This is a genomic window from Streptomyces sp. NBC_01257 (assembly GCF_035917255.1).
GTDB lineage: Bacteria > Actinomycetota > Actinomycetes > Streptomycetales > Streptomycetaceae > Streptomyces.
This window is the reverse complement of sequence record NZ_CP108472.1, coordinates 6,768,943-6,790,594: the sequence shown is the minus strand read 5'-3', so window position 1 is coordinate 6,790,594 and position 21,652 is coordinate 6,768,943. Positions and strand designations below refer to the sequence as shown.

Sequence of the window (21,652 nt, the reverse complement as noted above, 5' to 3'; positions counted from 1 at the left end):
TTCGAGCGGTGGGGAGGGGGCAGCGGATCGTTCACAGCCGGGCACGGTGGGCTCGGTCGCGGATCATCAGCGCGGCCCGCTTGTCCGGGAGTTCGACCTCCGCGGAATAGCGGAATCCGGCGCTCAGGAACGCGGAGACGGACGGGGTGTTGCGGACATCGGGCTCGGCGACGACCCGGGTGCACCGGGGCCGGTTGTCGAGGACGAGGTCGGAGACCGCCCGGAGCAGGGTGGTGCCGGTCCCGCGGCCGCGGTGGTCCACGTCCCCGATGAGGAGGTGGATCCCGGTGTCGTGCGGGCGGACCGGGCAGTGCCGGGCGAGCGGGTCGAGGTCGGCCCGGTAGATCTCCCAGTAGCTCATCGGGACACCCGAGAGCACGCCCAGGCAGGGCACGCTGCGTCCGTCGCCGTCGAGCTGGGGCATCAGGTGCCCGGCGGTGACGGTCTCGGCTCCGGCGAGCTCCCAGAAGGCCGCGACGGCGGGGTCGTTCATCCAGCGGCTGATCAGCGCGAGATCGCGCTCCAGCCGCACGGGGACGAGCTGGAACACGCCGGCCGGGGTCGTGACCGGCTTCCACTCCGTTGGCCGGTCGAGCAGCCCCGGGTCCTCGTGCCGCGGGCGCGGTGCGGGGGTCTCCTCCCCCAGCAGCGCCAGGAGTTCGGCGGTGAGCCGAAGGTCCAGCGTGTCGTCGGCGCCGGTTCCGGGGACGGTGTGCGCATCGGCGGGAGGCACGGTGACGCTCTCCTCTTCTGAGCGGTTCGGACGGATCCCGGCTCGGCGGAGTGGTTCCTTCAGCCGTGGAGGGGGTTGGCGATGGTGACGTAGACGGACTGGGTGTCCACGGGTCCGACGAGTTCGTCGAGGCCGTGCAGACGCGTCAGCATGTTGGCCTTGCAGCGCAGCCGGGGTGTTTCCAGCAGGTGGGCGGGGAGCGGTGAGCCCAGTGCGGTGACCGATCCCAGGAACCGCCGGAAGGCGGCGAGGAGCACGTCCTCGTCGGCGAGCCGCTGGGCGCCGAACGCCCCGATCAGTCCGAACACGTTGTTGATGCCGAGGTAGTACGCGAAGCGTTCGTCGGTGACGGCGTCGGAGACGAAGGTGTCGCTGACGGATCCGATGCCGGGGAGCCTGCGGTCGAGGGCGGCGCGGTGGGACTCGCGGAAGTAGTAGCCCTGATTGTCCCGGTAGCGGCCGCCGGACGGCCAGCCCTCGGCGTCGAGCAGGACCAGGGTGTTCTGCTGGTGGGCTTCGAGGGCGACTCCGGCGTGGGCGTCGAGCCAGAGCACCGGCCGCACCACGCGGTCCAGGTAGCGCAGGAACCACTCGGTGGCGACGGCGGTCGTGGTCCGCCCGGTGGCGGCGGCGAGGCGGCGGACGATGTCGGCGAGGCGGGAGCGCATCTCCGGCCGGTCCGGCCAGGGGCGCGGGGCGGTGAGCCCGGCGATGCAGACGGCGTCGTCGTGCCGGCCGAACGGGTTGTGGCGCAGCATGACGTCGAGTCCTGGGACGGGTTCGCCCCCGGGGGTGTCGACCGCCAGCCACGCGGGGTCCCGGACGATGTCGAAACCGGGGTGGGCGGAGTGCCACTGCCGGGCGAGTCCGGTGCGCAGCAGCCGGTGGACCTCCACGCCGCGGTGGAGTTCCTTGCGGAGGTTCTCCCGGCGGGAGTTGGTGATGCGTACGCCGAGGGAGAGCTTCAGCATGAGGTCGGCGCCGGGCTGCTGGACGGTGCGCACCGAGGAGGTGGGGTGCCAGCGCTCGCCGTACGGTCCGAGGTCGTGCAGGAGTCCGGAGTCGAACAGGGCCGCGACCTCGGGCCGGTTGGCCAGGTCGCGGGCCTGCCAGGGGTGCAGCGGAATCGCCACGGTGTGCCCGGGGATCCGCAGGCCCTCGGCGTGGCGGGCGACGAGTTCGGCGGCACCGACCGGGCGGCCCTGTTCGGTCCACGCGGAGTCGGTGGCGAGGACGGACCGGTGGGCGGCCATCCAGTGCAGCGGGAAGGAGCCGTGCGCCTCGGGGGAGTAGAGGCGGGTCTCGGAGTCGGAGAGGCCTTCCCTGCTCTTGGGCGAGGGGTGCAGCGGATGACCGAGGAGGAGCGACTGTTCCGCGGTGAGGAAGAGGTCCGCCCCGGCGGGTGCGGTGGGCCGGTGCCGTTGTCCTTCGATGAATCCGGCGGTCCGCCGCACCGAGTCGGCCACCCGGCCCACCATGTCGGCGCTCTCGTGGTGGCCGGCCTCCCGGCCGAGGAGGGCGGCGACGGTGACGGCGTCGACGGCGGGGGCGTTGTCGGGGGCCGTTTCCAGGAGCGGCGGGCCGAAGCGGTGCCAGCCCGTGGCGGACCAGTGGCGGACGGGGACGAGGAGGGCGGTGCCGCTCGCGGGGAGCGGGATGCGGAGGGTCTCCCCCTCCGGGCGGGACAGGTCGCCCTCGCGGACCCAGCAGCGCAGCAGGTTCTCGACGCCCGCCGTGTCGGCGGCGCACAGCGGGTCCGGGTGGTCCAGCGGGTCCGGACCGTCCGGCGGATCGGCGGCCGGTGCCGGACCGGCGGCCGTGGGCCTGGGGGCGGGCCACTGACCGTGCGGCACCTCTTTCTGGCGCGGCACGGTCGACGGTTCGACGGCGAGGTGGCCGGGTGTTGCGGCCTCTCCCCCGTGGTGGCTGGAGGGAGGGCCGTCGGCCTCGGGCGCGGGGGTGGGGTTCACGGCGGTCTTTCCTGTGATGGTTTCCGGGGTCAGCGGATCGACCCGGTCGCGGTCCGTCGGTGCGGGGAGCGCTCAGCGGCTGCCAGGGCGTCGGCGAGGCGGTCGACGACCGCTGTCGCCTGTTCGTCGGTGAGCGTGAGGGGTGGGAGCAGGCGGACGACCGTGGAGTGGCGGCCGCCGAGTTCGACGATGAGGCCGCGGCGCAGGCACTCCTGCTGGACGGCGGTGGCGAGGACCGGGTCGGGCGGTGCCTCGCCGCCCACGCCCACCGGGGCGGCTTCCGGGTCGACGAGTTCCACGCCGATCATCAGGCCCCGGCCGCGGACGTCACCGATGCTCGGGTGGCTTGCCGCCAGGCCCCGCAGCCGCGCGAGCATCCGGGCGCCGAGTACGCCGGCGCGCTCGGCGAGGCGGTTCTCCCGTACGTACGCGAGGGTGGCCGTGCCGGCCGCCATCGCGAGCTGGTTGCCGCGGAAGGTGCCGGCGTGGGCTCCCGGCTGCCAGGTGTCGAGCCCGGAGCGGTAGACGATCACGGCGAGCGGCAGGGATCCGCCGATGGCCTTGGACAGCACCATCACGTCGGGCACGACGCCGCTGTGCTCGACGGCCCAGAAGGCGCCGGTGCGGCCGACGCCGGTCTGGACCTCGTCGGCGATCAGGGGGATGGACCTGGCCGCCGTGATCTCCCGCATCCGGCGCATCCAGCCGTCGGGCGCGGGGTTGACGCCGCCTTCGCCCTGCACCGGTTCGAGGATCATTCCGGCGGGAGCGGGGGTGCCGCTCTTCGGGTCGTCCAGCACGCTCTCGGTCCAGCGCGCGGCGAGTTCCGCGCCGCGCTCGCCGCCCGTCCCGAACGGGCAGCGGTAGTCCTGCGGGAAGGGGAGCCGGGTCACCCGTACGTCCTCGGCGCCGCCGGACGCGGCGAGGGCGCCCGCCGTCATGCCGTGGTAGGCGCCGGTGAAGGCGAGCAGACCGCTGCGGCCGGTCGCGGCGCGCACCAGGGTGAACGCCGCCTCGACCGCGTCGGTGCCCGCCGGACCGCAGAACTGGATCCGGGCGTCGTCGGCGAACTCCCGCGGCAGCGTGGCGAACAGCTCCGTGGTGAAGGCGTCCTTGACCGGTGTGGCCAGATCGAGCACGTGCAGGGGCGCACCCGAGTCGATGACCTTCTTGATCGCCTCCAGGACCACCGGGTGGTTGTGCCCGAGGGCCAGCGTCCCGGCTCCGGACAGACAGTCGAGATAGCGCCGCCCGTCGGCTCCCTCGATGGTCAGCCCGCGCGCCCGTACCGGCACGATCGGCAGCGAGCGCGCGTAGGTACGGGCCGCCGACTCACGCAGTGACTGGCGGCGCAGGATGCCTTCGTGTGCCGCCAGGGGTGGTGCCGGAGCTGGTTCGGTCACGGCCACGGCTGTTGATCCTCCCGCTGTAACAGTTGCGTTGCACGTCAGCACGATTCCGCAAGGACGGACTGCGGGGGTGAACGCTGTCTCCGTGTCCCCCGTACGTACCAACGACGCCGGGCGCCGAGGATCACGGGTAAATCCGAAGATCCTCGCGGAACGGAACCATGGCCCTGCCGCACACCGTCCACAGCGGCACCGGCATAGTGGGGGACCGCGCCGGGGCTCCGGGACAACCTCCCGGCCGCCACGGCATACGCGCGAGGCACCGGACCGCCGTCCGCGGTGCCGGTCCGTGTGCCGTGCCGAAGTCCAGAAGTGCAGTACGGAAGCGTTGAGTTACGAAGTCCCAGGGGGATCACCAGATGCGACTCATTCGACCGGGTTCCACCGCACGCCGCAGGGGAAGCGCCCGCCGCACCCCCGCGACCGTGCTCGCCACGGCGGCGTTCACCGCCGTCCTCGCCGTCACCGCGACCGCCTGCGGGCCGGGCGAGGACGACGCGAGCACCGAGCCGAGCAGCAGTTCCGCGGGCCAGACGTCGGACAACAAGATCACCATTCCGGATGATCTGAAGGGCCGGCTCAAGGAGCACGGGATCGACCTCGACCAGTGGAAGGACGGCGAGTGGAAGAACTGGGACAGGGACAAGTGGCTGCGTGAGGCCAAGGACTACATCAACCCGATCATCGAGGGCCTCTGGGACCCGGACCGGATGCGGGACGCCGACAAGGCGCCCGAGCAGCCGGTCGACAACGACATCTCCGGCGACAAGGGCGTGACGGACCGGACCCCCGTCCCGGTCAGGGCCGTCGGCGCGCAGACGCCGTACCACGACAGCGCCCCGGAGTCCGGGAAGCTGTTCTTCGACGGGCCCGAGGGCTCGATGGTCTGCTCGGCGACCGTGGTGAAGGACCCGGCGCACCCCGGCAAGTCCAACATGGTGTGGACCGCGGGCCACTGCGTGCACGCGGGCAAGAAGGGCGGCTGGTACCGCAACATCGCCTTCGTGCCCTCGTACAACGACAGCGGTCTGTCGACCGACGAGCTCCGGAACAACCCGCCCAAGGAGAAGGTCGCCCCGTACGGCGTGTGGTGGGGCTCGTGGGCGCAGACCTCCGAGCAGTGGATCGACCAGGGTGCCTCGGTCGGCGGGCTGGGCGCTCCGTACGACTTCGCCGTGCTTCACGTGACGCCGGAGAAGGGTTCGACCGGCAAGTCCCTGGAGGAGACGGTCGGTTCGGCGCTGCCGGTCGAGTTCAACGCCCCGGCGGTTCCCAAGATCGCGGACATGACGGCGACCGGCTTCCCTGCCGCTCCGCCGTACGACGGCCAGAAGCTCTTCCAGTGCAAGGACAAGCCGGGCCGGCTCTCGCTCACCAGCGACGACCCGACGATGTACCGCATCGGCTGCACCATGACCGGCGGTTCCTCCGGCGGCGGCTGGGTCGCGGCGGGCCAGGACGGCAAGCCCGCCCTCGTCTCCAACACCTCCATCGGCCCGGTGTCGGCGGGCTGGCTGGCCGGGCCCCGGCTCGGCAAGGAGGCCAAGGGCGTCTACGACTCGGTCAGCAAGAAGTACGCGGGCCAGTGACGGCGGATCGTCGTCCGCCCGGATGCGGATGACGTTCCCTCAGGGGCCTTCGGCCGGGCGTTCGTCGCCGAAGGCCCCCGATCCGCACGGACGTTGATCCGGGCGGGCCGCGCCCGTCGCGGGCCCGCCCCGCCGTCCGTCCGCCGGCCGGTGGCAACGGTCACCGCCCGGCCCGTCATAGGGTGGTCCCGCACCGAAGCCGACAGCCGGTCACCCCGGCGTACGGCATGACACGCTCATGCCATTTTGAGCACATTCGGCTTCGCCGATCCAGGTTCGACGTTCCAGGTACAACGATCTGTTCTGAAGATTCAGGGGGAATCTTTTCCATGCGATCCATACGTCCGCTGCTCGCCGCGACCGGTCTCGTCGCCGCACTCGCGCTGACGGCCACGGCCTGCGGTCCGAGCGAGGACCAGGCGGCCGACAAGCCCGCCACCACCGAATCCACCGGCTCCGGCTCCAGCGGCGGCATGCCCTCCGGTCTGGCCGACACCCTGAAGAAGCACGGGGTCGACCCGGAGAAGTGGAAGGGCGGTGAATGGAAGAACTGGGACAAGGACAAGTGGCTGCGTGAGGCCAAGGACTTCGTCAACCCGGTCATCGAGGGGCTCTGGAAGCCCGACCGGATGAAGTCCGCGAAGGACCCGGCCAAGACCATGTCCACCGGGGACCTCTCCGGCGACCAGGGCGTCAGCGACCCGGAGCCGAGGCCGGTCACGGCCGAGCGCGAGAAGACGCCGTACCACAACTACGCGGCCCCGGTCGGGAAGGTCTTCTTCGACTCCCCCGAGGGCTCCATGGTCTGCTCGGGCACCGTCGTGAAGGACCCGAAGAACCCGGGCAGGTCCAACCTGGTGTGGACGGCCGGCCACTGCGTCCACGCCGGTGCGAAGGGCGGCTGGTACCGCAACATCGTCTTCGTGCCCGCCTACAACGACAAGGGCAAGTCCGCTGCGGCGCTGAAGAACGCGCAGCAGCAGGAGATCACCCCGTACGGCGCCTACTGGGCCGACTGGGCCTCCACCTCCGGCGAGTGGCTCGCCGACGGCGGCCCCACCGGCGGCGAGGGCGCCCCGTACGACTACGCGATCCTGCACGTGAAGCCGGAGCACGGCACCAAGTCCCTGGAGGAGACCGTGGGCAACGCCCTGCCGGTCGACTTCGACGCCCCCGAGGTCGCGCAGATCAGCGCGATGGGCGCGTGGGGCTACCCGGCCGCTCCGCCGTACGACGGTCTGATCATGCACAAGTGCGTCGACCGTCCCGGCCGGCTGTCGATCAGCCCCGCCACCCCCACGATGTACCGCATCGGCTGCACGATGACCGGCGGTTCGTCCGGTGGCGGCTGGTTCAGGAACGTCGGCGACGGCAAGCTGGCGCTGGTCTCCAACACCTCCATCGGCCCGGTGACGGCCGGCTGGCTCGCCGGACCCCACCTGGGCGAGGGCGCCCAGCAGATCTTCACGATGATGAGCGACAAGTTCGGCGCCAAGTAGCCCCGGACGACAGCCGGAAGGCCCGCTCCCTCGCGAGGGAGCGGGCCTTCCGGCTGTGTGCTGCGGTCAGTGCACCGCGGGGACGAACGCCGCGAGGTCCGAGGCGAGCTCCTCGTGCACCCGTGCCTTGAGCAGCGTGCCCTCGGAGGTGTGCTCCTCGGAGATCACCTCGCCCTCGGCGTGCACCCGCGAGACGAGTCCGCCCTCGGTGTACGGCAGCAGCGCCTCGATCCCGACCGACGGCCTCGGCAGCTCGCTGTCGATGAGCGCGAGGAGCTCGTCGATACCGGCGCCGGTCCGGGCCGACACGGCGATCGCGTGCTTCTCGTTGCGCAGGAGCCGCTGGAGGACCAGCGGGTCGGCCGCGTCCGCCTTGTTGACCACCACGATCTCGGGCACGTCCAGCGCACCCACCTCGCGGATGACCTCGCGCACCGCGGCGAGCTGCTCCTCCGGCACCGGGTGCGAGCCGTCCACCACGTGCAGGATGAGATCGGACTCGCCGACCTCCTCCATCGTGGAGCGGAACGCCTCGACCAGGTGGTGCGGCAGGTGCCGGACGAACCCGACCGTGTCGGCGAGCGTGTAGATCCGTCCGCTCGGCGTCTCGGCCCGGCGCACGGTCGGGTCGAGGGTGGCGAACAGGGCGTTCTCCACCAGCACACCCGCGCCGGTCAGCCGGTTGAGCAGCGAGGACTTGCCCGCGTTGGTGTAGCCCGCGATGGCGACCGAAGGCACCTTGTTGCGCTTGCGCTCCTGGCGCTTGATGTCGCGGCCGGTCTTCATCTCCGCGATCTCCCGGCGCATCTTCGCCATCTTCTCGCGGATCCGGCGCCGGTCCGTCTCGATCTTGGTCTCACCGGGACCGCGGGTGGCCATGCCGCCACCGCCGCTGGAACCGCCGCCGCCCATCTGACGGGACAGCGACTGACCCCAGCCGCGCAGCCGCGGCAGCATGTACTGCATCTGTGCCAGCGAGACCTGCGCCTTGCCCTCACGGGACTTGGCGTGCTGGGCGAAGATGTCGAGGATCAGGGCGGTCCGGTCGACCACCTTCACCTTGACGACGTCTTCTAGGTGGATCAGCTGGCCGGGGCTGAGCTCACCGTCGCACACGACGGTGTCCGCCCCTGATTCGAGAACGATGTCACGCAGTTCGAGCGCCTTGCCGGAGCCGATGTACGTGGCCGGGTCGGGCTTGTCGCGGCGCTGGAAGACGGCGTCGAGCACCTGGGCTCCGGCCGTCTCCGCGAGCGCCGCCAGCTCGGCGAGCGAGTGCTCCGCGTCCTGCACCGTGCCCGAGGTCCAGACACCGACGAGCACCACGCGCTCAAGGCGCAGCTGCCGGTACTCGACCTCGGTGACGTCCTCGAGCTCGGTGGAGAGTCCCGCCACGCGCCGCAGGGCGGCGCGCTCGGAGCGGTCCAGCTGATCGCCGTCCCGCGCTCCGTCGATCTCGTGGCTCCAGGCGACGTCCTCTTCCATCAGGGCGTCCGCCCGAAGGCTTTCGGTGAGGCTCTCGGTGACGTTCTCCGTGGCACTCTGCGCGTCCTGCGCGTCCTGGGGAAGGGAAGAAGAGGAGGTCATTGGATCCTTACGTCGGTAGAAGTCGGTTACATCAGTCACAACGCGTGACCTCCCGGGATGATTCCCACGGGGGGAATTCTCCGGTCCGGCCACGCGGCGACTCGTCGATAGTGGCACGGCGGCCACGGCCCGTCACGCGGGTTTACCGCTGTGCCGCCGGTGTCGTGCTGCGCCAGTCCGGGTGGCCCGGCATCGGCGGTGTCCTCTTCGCGTACAGCCAGCCGTCGAAGAACGCGGTCAGGTCGCGTCCGGCCACCCAGGACGCCAGGGCGGTGAAGTCGGCGGTGGCGGCGTTGGAGTCGCGGTGCTTCCTCACCCAGAGCCGCTCCAGCCGGCCGAAGGCGTCGTGGCCGATCTCCTGGCGGAGCGCGTACAGGACCAGTGCGCTGCCGTCGTAGACGACCGGCCGGAAGAGGCTGATCTTCTCGCCGGGCGCGGGCGCGGCGGGGCGGGCGGGCGGTCCGCCCTCGGCGCGCCAGCCGTCCGAGTCGGCGTACGCCTCGCGCATCCGGCGCTCCAGCGGCTTGTCGGCGTGCTCCTCGGCGTAGCGCGCCTCGTACCAGCTGGCGTGGCCCTCGTTGAGCCAGAGGTCGGACCAGGTCCGCGGGGAGACGCTGTCACCGAACCACTGGTGGGCGAGCTCGTGGACCATGACCGCGTCGACGTACCACTCGGGGAAGCCGCCGTCGGTGAACAGGCGGCGCTCGAAGAGGGAGAGGGTCTGGGTCTCCAGCTCGAAGCCGGTCTCGGTGTCGGCGACGAGCACGCCGTAGTTCTCGAAGGGGTAGCGGCCGACCTGCCGTTCCATCCATTCCAGCTGGCCGGGGGTCTTCTTCAGCCAGGGCTCCAGCCTCTTCCGGTCGGCCGCCGGCACGACGTCGCGCACGGGCAGCCCGTGCGGTCCGGTCCGCCGCACGACGGCGGAGCGGCCGATGCTGACCTGGGCCAGTTCGGTGGCCATGGGGTGTTCGGTGCGGTAGGTCCAGGTGGTGCGGCCGCCGTGGCTGCTCCTTCCGGTGCGCAGCCCGTTGGCCACCACCGTCAGGTCCTCGGGTGCGGTGATCCGGAAGGTGAAGTAGGCCTTGTCGGCGGGGTGGTCGTTGCCGGGGAAGACGCGGTGCCCGGCGTCGGCCTGGTTGGCCATGGCGAGCCCGTCGGCGGTCCGCACCCAGCCGCCGCTGTCCCGCTCCCCGGACGGGTCGCTGGTGTGGTGGACGGTGATCCGCAGGGGCACTCCGGCCGGGAGGCTGCCGGGCGGTTCGATGATCAGGTCCTCGTCCTCGGCCGAGAAGCCGGCGCGCAGTCCGTTCACGTCGACGGAGTGCACGGTGCCGCGGGTGAAGTCGAGGTTGATCCGCTCCAGCGGCTCGGTGGTCCGCGCGTCGATCGTGGTGACGGCGTCCAGGGGTTCGCTGTTGCGGCCTTCGTAACTGAGCCCGATGTCGTAGGCGAGTACGTCGTATCCGGGGTTGCCGAGGTGCGGGAAGAGCGGGTCCCCGATACCGAGGGGCCCCGGTGCGGGCAGGGTGGCGGCGACGAGGGTGGCCGATGCGGTGGCCAGCAGGGCGGCCCGCAGACGGCGGGAGAGGAACGGCATGGACTACGGCTACCAGCGCCGCCCGGCCCGGACGGGACGGCGCGCGCCGCGCCACCCGAACGAGATCCGCGGCGGGTGGTGCGTGCGCCGGGTCAGACCGCGGCGGCCGGGTGCTGGGCGCGGCTCACGTCGTACACCCCCGGTACGTCGCGCATGGCGCGCATCAGCGCGGGCAGTCCGGCGGCGTCGGGGAGTTCCAGGGTGTAGGTGTGCCGCACGCGCTGTTCGGTGGGGGGTTCGACGGTGGCGGAGACGACCGCCGCGTCCGCGCCGGCGATCGCTTCGGTGAGGTCGGCGAGCAGCCGGGGCCGGCCGAAGGACTCCGCGACCAGGGTCACCCGGCAGGCGGCGACATCGCCCCAGCTCACCGTGACCGGATCCCGGCCGACGGCCTCCATCCTGGCCACGGCCGGACACTCCAGCCGGTGCACGGTGACGGCGCCGCCGCGCACCGTGAACCCGGTGACGTCGTCGGGGGGTACGGGGGTGCAGCAGCCGGCCAGCCGCACGGTGGCGTCGGGCTGCTCGACCAGCGCACTCGCGGTGCGGGCCGATCCGGGCTGTGCGGACCTGTCGGGCTGCGGGCCGGGCCTGCGGCCGGCGCTCGGCCCTCCCCCGGCGGTCTCGGCGTCCTGCGGATGGGCGTCGAGCCAGCCGGTGATGGCGATCCGGGCGGCGGGCGTACGGGCGTGGTCGAGCCAGTCGGGCGAGGGCCCGGACGCGGCGTCCTCGGCGAGGAGCGGTTGGACGGTGTCGCCGTCGCCGAGGACGGTGCTCAGCGTGGCCAGCCGACCGTTCACCCGGGCCCCGATACAGCTGTGGGCGGCGTCCCCGTACTGCGCGTAGGCGGCGTCCACGCAACTCGCGCCGGCGGGGAGACCGAGCGTGCCGCCGTCGGTGCGGAAGACGGTGATCTCCCGGTCCTGGGCGAGGTCGGCGCGCAGGGTGGTCCAGAAGGTGTCGGGGTCCGGGGCGGACTGCTGCCACTGGAGGAGCCGGGAGAGCCAGCCGGGGCGGGTCGGGTCGGCCCGTTCGCCGTCGGCGGGTTCGGCGCTCTGGGCCGTGCCGTCGGCGGCGTAGGGATTGCCGAGCGCGATGACGCCGGCCTCGGCGACGTTGTGCATCCGGTGGGTGCGGATGAGGACTTCGGCGACCTCGCCGTCCGGTCCCACCACCGCGGTGTGCAGCGACTGGTACAGGTTGAACTTCGGGGAGGCGATGAAGTCCTTGAACTCGGAGATCACCGGGGTGAAGCAGGTGTGGAGTTCACCGAGGACGGCATAGCAGTCGGCGTCCTCGCCCACGAGCACCAGCAGCCGGCCGAAGTCGCTGCCGCGCAGTTCGCCGCGTTTGATCCGGACGCGGTGCACGGAGACGAAGTGGCGTGGTCTGACGGCCACTTCGGCGGGAATGCCGGCTTCGCGGAGCACCGAGGCGACCTGGCCGGCGATGGCGGTGAGGGGGTCCCCGGCGGCGGTGGCGGCGGAGATCACCGCGTGGGTGTGGGCGTACTCCTCGGGATGGAGGATGGCGAAGACCAGGTCCTCCAGCTCGGTCTTGAGCGCCTGGACGCCGAGCCGTTCGGCCAGGGGGATCAGCACGTCACGGGTGACCTTGGCGATCCTGGCCTGCTTCTCGGGCCGCATCACACCGAGGGTGCGCATGTTGTGCAGCCGGTCGGCGAGCTTGATCGACATCACCCGGACGTCGTCCCCGGTGGCGACGAGCATCTTGCGGAAGGTCTCGGGCTCGGCCGCCGCCCCGTAGTCGACCTTCTCCAGCTTGGTCACGCCGTCGACGAGGTAGCAGACCTCCTCGCCGAACTCCTCCCGTACCTGGTCGAGGGTCACCTCGGTGTCCTCGACCGTGTCGTGGAGGAGGGACGCGGTCAGGGTGGTGGTCTCGGCACCGAGCTCGGCGAGGATGAGGGTGACGGCGAGCGGGTGGGTGATGTAGGGCTCGCCGCTCTTGCGCATCTGTCCGCGGTGCGAGCTCTCCGCGAGGACGTAGGCCCGGCGCAGCACGGCGAGGTCGGCGTCGGGATGGTGGGCCCGGTGCGCCTCGGCGACGTGGCCGATGGCGTCGGGCAGCCGGTCACGGGAGACCGGGCCGAGCAGGGCGACCCGGCCGAGCCTGCGGAGATCGATCCGGGGACGGCCCCGCCTGCGGATGGGAGCACCTGGGTTGGTGGCCTCTGCGCTCATGGGGCACCTCCGGCAACGTCGACCGGCGGTGGGAAGGTGCGGTCGCGCCTCCGGGCCGGTGCTTGATGCTACCGACCCCACCACGTGGCGGAGTCCCGCTCTCGCCCAGCGTGAAACGGATCACCCATTCGAGCGAAGCGCTGCCCGTTCGGCGTTTCGATCTCTGTCCGCGCGGGCGCTTCGCTCCCGGTCCGTGCGGCGCCGTCCGTGCCGCGCTATCCGTTCCGCGCTTCGAGCCAGGCCGGATCGATCACGCCCTCGGCGACGATGACGGCCGCTCCGGTCATCTCGATCTCGCCGTCCGGGTGCTCGGTGATCACCAGGGTGCCGCCCGGCAGATCGACGGTGTACGTGACGGGGGCACCGGTCACCGCCGGGTCCGCCGCGTCCCGGCGGGCCGCCGCGACCGCGACCGCGCAGGCGCCGGTTCCGCAGGAGCGGGTCTCGCCCGAGCCGCGTTCGTGGACCCGCATGGCGATGTGCCGGGGACCGCGGTCCACGACGAATTCGATGTTGACCCCGTCGGGGTAGACCGCGGCCGGGCCGTACGCGGGCTCGGCGAAGAGGTCCCCGGCCTGCGCCAGGTCGTCGACGAACGCGACCGCGTGCGGGTTGCCCATGTTCACGTTGCGGGCGTCCCAGCTGCGGTCGCCGACGGTGACGGTGACGCCGTCGGCGGGCAGCAGGGCGCGGCCCATCGAGACGGTGATGTCGCCGTTCTTCGCGAGGTGCACCTTCTTCACACCGCCGCGGGTGGCGACCGCGAGGTCGCCCTCCTCCACCGCTCCGGCGCGCTGAAGGTAGCGGGCGAACACGCGCACTCCGTTGCCGCACATCTCGGCGATCGAGCCGTCGGCGTTGCGGTAGTCCATGAACCACTCGGCCTCGCCGGCCATGGCCTTCGCCTCGGGGTGCGCGGCGGACCGCACGACGTGCAGCAGCCCGTCACCGCCGATCCCGGCACGCCGGTCGCACAGCCTGGCGACGACGGACGCGGGCAGGTCGAGCGCGTTGTCCGGGTCGGGAACGATCACGAAGTCGTTCTCGGTCCCGTGGCCCTTGAGGAAGGCGGTCTGCGAGATGGTCACGTCACAACTGTACGAGGCCGCGCCGGCAGTCCGGAAAACCGGTCACGGCAATCGTCCCCTGCCCGGTGCGGGAGGTACGGCCGGTCCGTCAGCCCCGCAGGCGCGCCACACGCCAGATGGCCAGGGCGACCAGGGCGCCGCACACCGCCACGTACAGCGCGATCACACGCCAGTCGGCGCGCTCCCCGGAGCCCCGGGACGGCAGACCGGGCCAGGTGTGACCGACGCGGCGGGCGGCCATCATGCCCCAGCCCGCGGCGCAGCAGCTGATCAGCAGTCCGAGCATCGCGACGACGGGTCCGCCGTCGCCCACCTCGAAGGCGAGCGGGAAGGCGAACATCAGCGATCCCATCGCGGCGAGCATGACGATGGGGGCGAGCTGCCAGATGCGCATCCGCCGGGCGGGACGCAGCTCGACCTCGACCTCGGGGGTCACGACGAGCTCATCGGGCCCGTCGGGGCTCAAGCGTCCTGCCTCGTGCTGCGTGTCCGGTGCGTCTTGTTCTGTGTCGCGAGGGCCGGCCTCCATCGCCACGCGCCCTCCCAACTCGGACTCCACTGGTCGATCGATGCTCGATGATGGCACGTCGCGGGTCGCCGAATTGACGGGCAGGGCGTCCCGATGCCATCACGTGATCAGGCTGTAACCGCTCGTTCGACCAACGCCAGCGCCAGGCCCGGGAGTTCCCCGCGGTGGTCCGCGCCGCCGTCCAGCCACTGGACGCGCGGGTCGCGGCGGAACCAGGAGTCCTGGCGGCGCGCGAAGCGTTTGGTGGCGCGCACGGTCTCGGTCCGCGCGGCGTCCTCGGTGCACTCCCCGGCCAGGGCGGCGAGCACCTGCTGGTAGCCCAGTGCCCGGGCGGCCGTCCGGCCCTCCCGCAGGCCGTGCCGCTCCAGGCTGCGCACCTCGTCCACGAGCCCGGCCTCCCACATCCGGTCGACGCGCCGGGCGATGCGTTCGTCGAGCTCGGGGCGGGCCACGTCGACGCCGATCTGTACGGCGTCGTAGACCGCATCGTTACCCGGCAGGTTGGCGGTGAAGGGCTTTCCGGTGATCTCGATGACCTCCAGGGCCCGGACGATCCGCCGGCCGTTGCTCGGCAGGATGGCCCGGCCCGCCTCCGGGTCGGCCGCGGCGAGCCGCTCGTGCAGGGCTCCGGAGCCGTGCTCGGCGAGCTCCGCCTCCAGCGCGGCCCGGACGCCGGGGTCCGTACCGGGGAACTCCAGGGCGTCGATGGCGCCCTTCACGTAGAGACCGGAGCCGCCCACCAGGACGGGGGTGCGGCCCTGGGCGAGCAGCCGGTCGATCTCGACGCGCGCCAGGCGCTGGTACTCCGCGACGCTGGCGGTCTCCGTGACGTCCCAGATGTCCAGCAGGTGGTGGGGGACGGCTCCGCGCTCGCCGACCGTCAGTTTGGCGGTGCCGATGTCCATCCCCCGGTAGAGCTGCATGGAGTCGGCATTGACCACTTCGCCCCCGAGCTGCTGGGCGAGGAACACCCCCAGGTCGGACTTTCCGGCTGCGGTGGGACCGACGACGGCGATGACCCGCGGTGCGGGAGCTGGACTTCTCACTGCGACAGTCTCGCAAACCTCGGGGCCCTTCCCGAACGGCCGGCTCCCGGGCCGTGCGGCGGGTGGCCTGTCATGAGGCGTCGGGGGCGAGGCGGGTGGCGTCGAAGGAAATCAGGTAAAGCCGAGTAAAATAGCACGCACATATGGGTGTTTTCTCATGGTTCTGCCTTTTGTCGTTCTTCGGTGCCGATGTCGCGGCCGGGAGAGTAGGCGACAGCGCGGTGGGTACCTGGATCTTGAGAGAGCACGCGCACGCAGCCCCCAGCAGAGAAGGTGTCCGATGGGCTTCATGGACAATTTGAAGGCGAAGCTGAGCCCTGCGAAGGACAAGGTGAGCGACCTCGCGCAGCAGCACGGGGACAAGATCGACCAGGGGCTCGACAAGGCCGCGCGGACGGTGGACGCGAAGACCAAGGGCAAGTACAGCGACAAGATCGTGTCCGGCACGCAGAAGGCCAAGGGAGCCGTGGACCGGCTGGCCGCCCAGAAGGACGGGGGCGCCCCGCCGCCGCCCCCTCCGGGCAGCACGCCGCCGCCGCCCGCTTCCTGAGCCCGGGGAGGCGTTCGCGCACAGCACGACGGCCGTGGAGCGACAGCGCTCCACGGCCGTCGTGCTGTGCGCGAACGCCTCCCCGGCCGTCAGGACCAGGCGGCGACCATGTACCCCACGCCGTACGGCGCGTCGTCGTAGAGCAGCCGGCCGTCCAGCCCGGCCCCCTCCGCCGCCCCCGCGAGCACCTGCCAGGGTGCGCGGCCCGCGGCCTTCAGTTCGTACGCCAGTGCCGCGTCCAGCGCGATGAGCGCGGCGGTGTCCGCGGCACCCAGCGCGCGCGAGGCGGCCGCGTCGAAGCCGGCGGCCCGCTCGTCGAGGTATCCGGGGGCCTTCAGGGTCCGGCAGGCGCTGCCGTCGCCCATCACCAGCAGCGCGACGCGGTCCGCCCTGGCGGCCAGCGCACGGCCCGTCTCCTTGCAGCGCACGGTCTCCAGCGGCTCCCCCACACCGAGCGCCTCGACGGGCGTGCCCGCCCATCCGGTGCGCGCCAGCAGCCACGCACCGACCGCGAGCGCGGGCGCGAGCGGACGGTCGGCCGCCCGGCCGAGGTCCCGGCCGAGCCGTACGTCGAGGTCGACACCGAACTCCTGGAAGCCGCCGACGGCGCCCTCGGGGTGCGGCCCGCGGCCCGCGAGGTCCGCCGGGCCGATCACGAGCAGCAGGTCGGGCCGGGAGGCCGCGAGCACGCCCAGCGCGTCGGTGCACGCGGTCCGCGCGGCATCGAGTTCGGGCGCGGCACCGGCGGCGACGTCGGGGACCAGCAGCGGCGGGCAGGGGCAGACAGCGGCGGCGACAAGCATGGTGGGCAGCGTACTGGCCGTCCGCCGCCGTCCGGGGAGCGGTCCGGCCGTCAGTCGCAGCCGCAGCCGGGCGCCGCGGCGGCGGGCAGCGGGGCCGGGGCACCGATGCCGGGCAGGCCGAGCATGACGCCGGCGGGCTTGGCGGCCGCGACGGCGTTGCGCTTCTCCCAGGCGTCGCCCGAGCGGGTCCGCCGCACGCCGAGGGGCGCGCCCTCGGCGAGCAGGTGGTGCGGGGCGGCGTAGCTGATCTGGACGGTCACCACGTCGCCCGGCCGCACGTCCTCGTCCGGCTTGGTGAAGTGCACCAGGCGGTTGTCGGGGGCGCGGCCGGACAGTCGGTGGGTGGCGCCGTCCTTGCGGCCCTCGCCCTCCGCGACCATGACGTCCAGCGTGCGGCCGACCTGCTTCTTGTTCTCCGACCAGGAGATCTCCTCCTGGAGGGCGGACAGGCGCATGTACCGCTCCTGGACGACCTCCTTGGGGATCTGCCCGTCCATGTCGGCGGCCGGGGTCCCGGGCCGCTTGGAGTACTGGAAGGTGAAGGCGTTGGCGAAGCGCGCCTCGCGGACCGCGTGCATGGTCTGCTCGAAGTCCTCCTCGGTCTCGCCGGGGAAGCCGACGATGATGTCGGTGGAGATCGCGGCGTCGGGCATCGCCGCCCGGACCTTGTCGATGATGCCGAGGAAGCGTTCCTGCCGGTACGAGCGCCGCATCGCCTTCAGGATCGTGTCCGAGCCGGACTGCATCGGCATGTGCAGCTGCGGCATCACGTTCGGCGTCTCGGCCATGGCGGCGATCACGTCGTCGGTGAAGTCGCGCGGGTGCGGCGAGGTGAAGCGGACCCGCTCCAGGCCCTCGATCCGCCCGCAGGCGCGCAGCAGCTTGGAGAAGGCCTCGCGGTCGCCGATGTCGGAGCCGTACGCGTTCACGTTCTGGCCGAGCAGGGTGATCTCGGAGACGCCCTCGGCGACCAGGGCCTCGATCTCGGCCAGGATGTCGCCGGTCCGGCGGTCCTTCTCCTTGCCGCGCAGGGCCGGGACGATGCAGAAGGTGCAGGTGTTGTTGCAGCCGACGGAGATCGAGACCCAGGCGGCGTACGCGGACTCGCGGCGGGTCGGCAGCGTCGAGGGGAACGCCTCCAGGGACTCGGCGATCTCGATCTGCGCCTCCTCCTGGATCCGGGCGCGCTCCAGCAGCACGGGCAGCTTGCCGATGTTGTGCGTACCGAAGACGACGTCCACCCAGGGGGCCCGCCGGACGATGGTGTCGCGGTCCTTCTGGGCGAGACAGCCGCCGACCGCGATCTGCATCCCGGGGCGCTTCGTCTTCATCGGGGCGAGCCGGCCGAGGTTGCCGTAGAGCTTGTTGTCGGCGTTCTCCCGCACCGCGCAGGTGTTGAAGACGACGACATCGGCGTCACCGTCGGAGCCCTCGGGCGCCCGTACGTAACCGGCGTCCTCCAGCAGACCCGACAGCCGCTCGGAGTCGTGGACGTTCATCTGGCACCCGTAGGTGCGCACCTCATAGCTTTTTCTGACGTCCACTGCTTCGCTCCGGTTGCCGCTGCTCATGCCACAAGGGTAGGTGCTGCCCGGACACCTCCCGCCGCGGGCGGTGTCCGGACGGTGTTCCCGGCCGCCGGGCGGACGTGAGATCGGCGGGCGCCCCTGGCCAGGGGCGGGAACCACCTGGCAGGATCGCCGCCATGCTCCCGGCTCTGTCCCGAATCGGCCGGCGTCGCTCGCTGCGGGCGGGCGCCGCCCTCGTCGTCGTGCTCGGACTGCTGCTGTGGTGGCTGCTCCCCCTCGGGGAACCGGCGCCGAACGGGACGCTGCGGTTCAGCACCGGGGTGCGCAGCGGCGTCTACGAGCGCTACGGGGAGCGGCTCAGGGGCGCGCTCGCCAAGGACCTGCCCGAGGTGTCGATAGAGCTGCAGACCAGCGAGGGCTCGCAGCAGAACATCGCCCGGGTCGCGACCGGCAAGGCCGACTTCACCATCGCCACCACCGACGCCCTCGCCACCTACCTCCGGGACGGCAAGCCGGGCGCCGACCGGCTGCGGGGCTGCGTCCGGCTGTACGACGACTACATCCAGCTCGTCGTGAAGCGGGGCTCGGACATCAACGAAGTGGCGGATCTGCGGGGCAAGACGGTCGCGGTCGGACAGCCGGGGTCGGGGGTGCGGCTGGTCGCGGACCGGCTGATGAGGGCCGCGGGGCTGGACCCCGTCGGCGATGTGACGGCGGTGCCGGCCGGGATCGACACGATGCCGAAGCTGCTGGAGGACGGCCGGCTCGACGCGTTCTTCTGGTCCGGCGGGCTGCCGACCACCGCGGTGGCGGATCTCTCGGACCGGTTCTCGATCCGGCTGGTCCCGCTGGAGGATCCGCTCATCAAGCAGCTCCAGGCGGCCGGCGGGTCCACCCGCTTCTACCGCTCTGCCGTGATGCCGGCCGACGCCTACCTGAACGCGCAGCAGGGGCAGGCGGTGCCCACCGTGGCCGTCGCCAACGTGCTGGTGACGACGGACCGCACCGACCCGGCCATGACGGAGGCGTTCACCCGCACGGTGATCGACAGCAGGGACCGGATCGGGCGCGAGGTGCACGCCGCGCAGCTGGTGGACCTGCGGACGGCGATCTACACGGATCCGCTGCCGCTGCACGAAGGGGCCAAGCGCTACTACCGCTCGGTCAAGCCCTGAGAAGCGCCTCGCGGCGTCTCACCTCTCAGCTCCGCGGGTCGTCGCGCGGAACCGAGACGGTCACGCACAGCCCGTGCGGCTCGTTGCGCGCGCAGGACAGCGCACCGTCGCCCGCGGCGAGGAGCGCCTTGGAGATGGAGAGGCCCAGACCCGACCCCCGTACGTTCTGATGCTGGGAGCTGCGCCAGAACCGGTCGCCGACGCGTTCCATCTCCTGCTCGCTGAGACCGGGCCCGTGGTCCGCGACGACGACCGTGACGCGCTCGCTGCCGGAGGCGACCGTGACCCGGACCTGCTCGTCGGCGGGCGTGAACTTGAGCGCGTTGTCGATGATCGCGTCGAGCGCGCTGGACAGGGCGATGGGATCCGCCCACGCGGTGACCGCGGGAATGCCGTCCGCCCGGAGCCGTACGCCCTTCTCCTCGGCCACCGGCCGCCAGGACGCGACCCGTTCGGAGGTGAGGGCGCCGATGTCCGTGAGCTGCAGATCGACGTCGGCGTGCTCGGCGAGGGCCAGGTCGAGCAGGTCGTCGAGCACCTGCCCCAGGCGCTTGCCCTCCGTGCGCACCGAGGCGATCTCCTCGTTGCCCTCGGGGAGTTCGAGGGCGAGCAGCTCGATCCGCAGCAGCAGCGCGGCCAGTGGGTTGCGCAACTGGTGCGAGGCGTCCGCGACGAAGGCGCGCTGCTGCTCCAGCACGTCCTCCACGTTGTCGGCCATCTCGTTGAACGAGCGGGCCAGCCGCCGCAGTTCCGGAGGACCGCCGGAGGCCGCCACCCGGGACCGCATCCGGCCGCTGGCGATGTCGTGGGCCGCGGCGTCCAGCGTCCTTACGGGAAGCAGCACCCAGCCCGTGAGCCGGTTCGCGGCGCCGAGGGCCACCAGCATCGCGACCACCTCCCCCGCGGCGATCAGCAGCCAGCCGCGGAGCGTTTCCGAGCGCATCTGGGCGGTCGGAGAGTCGATGACGACGACGGCGATCACGTCGCCGTCCCGCACGACGGGCGAGGCGACGACGACGCGGCCGTCCTGCCAGGGCCAGACCTGCGGCGGATCGTGGCTGCGGCGGCCGAGGAGCGCCTCCTTGAACGCCTCCCGGCCCTCGCCCTCGACCGGCAGCCGCCAGCTCGACGGGGCCTTCGCCATGGCGGTGTCGTCGCGGTAGAAGACGCCGGCCCGGATGCCGTACACGGAGTCGTACGTCTCCAGCTCGGTCTGGAGCGTGCGGCGCCGTTCGTCGTAGCCGCTGGTGCGTTCGGTGATGAACTGGGCGAGTGCGGCGAAGCGTGCCGTGTCGTCGATGCGGTCGATCACCACGCGCTGCTGCTCGGCGGCGGCCCCGCTGACGGCCAGCGGGAAGCCGAGCGCGAGCAGGACGCTCGCCATGAGGACGATGAGCAGCGGAAGCAGCCGGGTACGCAACGGGAGCGTGCGCCTTCTACGCGGACGGGGCGACGAGTCGGTAGCCGACCCCGCGCACGGTCTCGATCAGGGCGGGCAGCCGCAGCTTGGAGCGCAGGGATGCGACATGCACCTCCAGCGTGCGTCCCGTCCCCTCCCAGCTCGTCCGCCACACCTCGCTGATGATCTGCTCCCGGCGGAAGACCACACCGGGCCGCTGGGCGAGCAGCGCGAGGAGGTCGAACTCCTTCCGGGTGAGCTGCACTTCGCTTCCGTCGACGCTGACCCGGCGGGTCGGGAGCTCGATGTGCACATGCCCCAGACGCAGCGCGGCGACGGGCGTGGGCGCGGTGTCCTCGTTGACCGGCTTGCGCCGGCTGACGGCGTGGATACGGGCGAGGAGCTCGCCGGTGTCGTACGGCTTGGTCACGTAGTCGTCGGCGCCGAGGTTGAGTCCGTGGATCCGCGAGCGGACGTCGGCCCGCGCGGTCACCATGATCACGGGTACGGAGCTGCGCTTGCGGATCTTCCCGCACACCTCGTAGCCGTCCTGGTCGGGCAGACCGAGGTCGAGGAGCACGACGCCGAAGGGTTCGGTCTCGGTCGGCAGGAGCGCCTGGAGGGCCTCCTCGCCGCTGCGGGCGTGCACCACCTGGAAGCCGTGCCGCGCGAGGATCGCGGACAGGGCGGCGGCGACGTGGTTGTCGTCCTCGACGAGCAGCAGTCTCATGGCCCCCCTCTCCGAAGGTGTTGAGCGGTCGGTGCGGTGATCGGTACGGTCGCGCACACCCCCGGTTACTTCCCCGTACCGGGGCGTTTCACGTCAGGGTGTATTAGGGCATCCACTCCGATGACGGGTGGGCCAGTCAAGGCCCCTTCCGTTGCATCGAGGTTTCCGTTATGCACCCGGTACGCCCCGGGGGTCCGGGAGTGCGTCCTGTTCAC

17 protein-coding genes are annotated in these 21,652 nt (G+C 72.0%); 4 read left to right on the top strand and 13 right to left on the bottom strand.

The window, feature by feature from the left end; genetic code table 11:
• Positions 1–31: 31 nt before the first annotated feature.
• The 3 genes from OG408_RS29660 to OG408_RS29650 are packed head-to-tail and all read right to left on the bottom strand — an operon-like array spanning position 32 to position 4,112.
• A complete protein-coding gene (locus tag OG408_RS29660) occupies positions 32–733 on the bottom strand; it encodes a GNAT family N-acetyltransferase (protein WP_326672895.1) in 702 nt (233 codons plus the stop codon).
• A 59-nt stretch (positions 734–792) separates the two neighbouring features.
• Positions 793–2,703, bottom strand: a complete 1,911-nt coding sequence (locus OG408_RS29655) for an IucA/IucC family protein (protein WP_266783697.1) — start codon at positions 2,701–2,703, stop codon at positions 793–795.
• Between the two features lie 29 nt (positions 2,704–2,732).
• On the bottom strand, positions 2,733–4,112 hold the full coding sequence (locus OG408_RS29650; protein ID WP_326672892.1) for a diaminobutyrate--2-oxoglutarate transaminase family protein: 1,380 nt from the start codon (positions 4,110–4,112) through the stop codon (positions 2,733–2,735).
• Positions 4,113–4,471: 359 nt separating this feature from the next.
• On the opposite strand from OG408_RS29650, the gene OG408_RS29645 reads away from it, so the two are divergent.
• Positions 4,472–5,701 carry a trypsin-like serine peptidase gene (locus tag OG408_RS29645; protein WP_266783693.1) on the top strand — a complete coding sequence of 410 codons (1,230 nt, stop codon included), beginning with the start codon at positions 4,472–4,474 and terminating at the stop codon, positions 5,699–5,701.
• 329 nt (positions 5,702–6,030) lie between these two features.
• Entirely contained in the window at positions 6,031–7,200 is a 1,170-nt protein-coding gene (locus tag OG408_RS29640) for a trypsin-like serine peptidase (protein WP_326672889.1), read from the top strand.
• Positions 7,201–7,266: 66 nt separating this feature from the next.
• Here OG408_RS29640 and hflX read toward each other — a convergent pair whose 3' ends face one another.
• The 6 genes from hflX to miaA form a co-directional block, all read right to left on the bottom strand.
• Positions 7,267–8,787: a GTPase HflX gene (hflX, locus tag OG408_RS29635; protein WP_266783689.1), complete on the bottom strand. Its 1,521-nt coding sequence runs from the start codon at positions 8,785–8,787 to the stop codon at positions 7,267–7,269.
• 142 nt (positions 8,788–8,929) lie between these two features.
• A complete protein-coding gene (locus OG408_RS29630) occupies positions 8,930–10,384 on the bottom strand; it encodes a M1 family metallopeptidase (RefSeq protein ID WP_326672887.1) in 1,455 nt (484 codons plus the stop codon).
• Between the two features lie 92 nt (positions 10,385–10,476).
• Positions 10,477–12,588, bottom strand: a complete 2,112-nt coding sequence (locus OG408_RS29625; RefSeq protein WP_326672885.1) for a RelA/SpoT family protein — start codon at positions 12,586–12,588, stop codon at positions 10,477–10,479.
• A 215-nt stretch (positions 12,589–12,803) separates the two neighbouring features.
• Complete coding sequence (dapF, locus tag OG408_RS29620) at positions 12,804–13,676, bottom strand: diaminopimelate epimerase (RefSeq protein WP_326672883.1); 873 nt, start codon at positions 13,674–13,676, stop codon at positions 12,804–12,806.
• A gap of 88 nt (positions 13,677–13,764) precedes the next feature.
• A complete protein-coding gene (locus OG408_RS29615) occupies positions 13,765–14,205 on the bottom strand; it encodes a hypothetical protein (RefSeq protein ID WP_326674612.1) in 441 nt (146 codons plus the stop codon).
• Between the two features lie 107 nt (positions 14,206–14,312).
• Positions 14,313–15,251: a tRNA (adenosine(37)-N6)-dimethylallyltransferase MiaA gene (gene miaA, locus OG408_RS29610; RefSeq protein ID WP_326672882.1), complete on the bottom strand. Its 939-nt coding sequence runs from the start codon at positions 15,249–15,251 to the stop codon at positions 14,313–14,315.
• Between the two features lie 280 nt (positions 15,252–15,531).
• Between miaA and OG408_RS29605 the strand changes: the two genes are divergently transcribed.
• Positions 15,532–15,801, top strand: coding sequence for an antitoxin (locus OG408_RS29605; protein ID WP_326672880.1), 270 nt, complete (start codon positions 15,532–15,534; stop codon positions 15,799–15,801).
• Positions 15,802–15,890: 89 nt separating this feature from the next.
• Here OG408_RS29605 and OG408_RS29600 read toward each other — a convergent pair whose 3' ends face one another.
• Both OG408_RS29600 and miaB read right to left on the bottom strand, forming a co-directional pair.
• A complete protein-coding gene (locus tag OG408_RS29600; protein WP_326672878.1) occupies positions 15,891–16,604 on the bottom strand; it encodes a class III extradiol dioxygenase subunit B-like domain-containing protein in 714 nt (237 codons plus the stop codon).
• Between the two features lie 50 nt (positions 16,605–16,654).
• The gene (miaB, locus tag OG408_RS29595) at positions 16,655–18,175 is read right to left on the bottom strand and encodes a tRNA (N6-isopentenyl adenosine(37)-C2)-methylthiotransferase MiaB (RefSeq protein ID WP_266783676.1); all 1,521 of its coding nucleotides are present in this window, start codon (positions 18,173–18,175) and stop codon (positions 16,655–16,657) included.
• Positions 18,176–18,309: 134 nt separating this feature from the next.
• Here miaB and OG408_RS29590 point away from each other — a divergent pair, with 134 nt between their 5' ends.
• Positions 18,310–19,308 (top strand): TAXI family TRAP transporter solute-binding subunit, encoded by a 999-nt coding sequence (locus tag OG408_RS29590; protein WP_266783674.1) that lies wholly within the window; start codon positions 18,310–18,312, stop codon positions 19,306–19,308.
• Between the two features lie 25 nt (positions 19,309–19,333).
• Here OG408_RS29590 and OG408_RS29585 read toward each other — a convergent pair whose 3' ends face one another.
• Together OG408_RS29585 and OG408_RS29580 are read right to left on the bottom strand one after the other, a co-directional pair.
• Entirely contained in the window at positions 19,334–20,728 is a 1,395-nt protein-coding gene (locus OG408_RS29585; RefSeq protein WP_266783672.1) for a sensor histidine kinase, read from the bottom strand.
• A gap of 16 nt (positions 20,729–20,744) precedes the next feature.
• Complete coding sequence (locus OG408_RS29580) at positions 20,745–21,437, bottom strand: response regulator transcription factor (RefSeq protein ID WP_266783671.1); 693 nt, start codon at positions 21,435–21,437, stop codon at positions 20,745–20,747.
• Between the last annotated feature and the right edge of the window lie 215 nt (positions 21,438–21,652).

Coding starts and splice junctions, on each gene's coding strand:
- OG408_RS29630 (WP_326672887.1), bottom strand. CDS start 10,384: ATGCCGTTCCTCTCCCGCCGTCTGCGGGCCGCCCTGCTGGCCACCGCA.
- OG408_RS29590 (WP_266783674.1), top strand. CDS start 18,310: ATGCTCCCGGCTCTGTCCCGAATCGGCCGGCGTCGCTCGCTGCGGGCG.
- OG408_RS29605 (WP_326672880.1), top strand. CDS start 15,532: ATGGGCTTCATGGACAATTTGAAGGCGAAGCTGAGCCCTGCGAAGGAC.
- OG408_RS29625 (WP_326672885.1), bottom strand. CDS start 12,588: ATGAGCGCAGAGGCCACCAACCCAGGTGCTCCCATCCGCAGGCGGGGC.
- OG408_RS29615 (WP_326674612.1), bottom strand. CDS start 14,205: ATGGAGGCCGGCCCTCGCGACACAGAACAAGACGCACCGGACACGCAG.
- hflX (WP_266783689.1), bottom strand. CDS start 8,787: ATGACCTCCTCTTCTTCCCTTCCCCAGGACGCGCAGGACGCGCAGAGT.
- OG408_RS29580 (WP_266783671.1), bottom strand. CDS start 21,437: ATGAGACTGCTGCTCGTCGAGGACGACAACCACGTCGCCGCCGCCCTG.
- OG408_RS29640 (WP_326672889.1), top strand. CDS start 6,031: ATGCGATCCATACGTCCGCTGCTCGCCGCGACCGGTCTCGTCGCCGCA.
- miaB (WP_266783676.1), bottom strand. CDS start 18,175: ATGAGCAGCGGCAACCGGAGCGAAGCAGTGGACGTCAGAAAAAGCTAT.
- OG408_RS29600 (WP_326672878.1), bottom strand. CDS start 16,604: ATGCTTGTCGCCGCCGCTGTCTGCCCCTGCCCGCCGCTGCTGGTCCCC.
- OG408_RS29645 (WP_266783693.1), top strand. CDS start 4,472: ATGCGACTCATTCGACCGGGTTCCACCGCACGCCGCAGGGGAAGCGCC.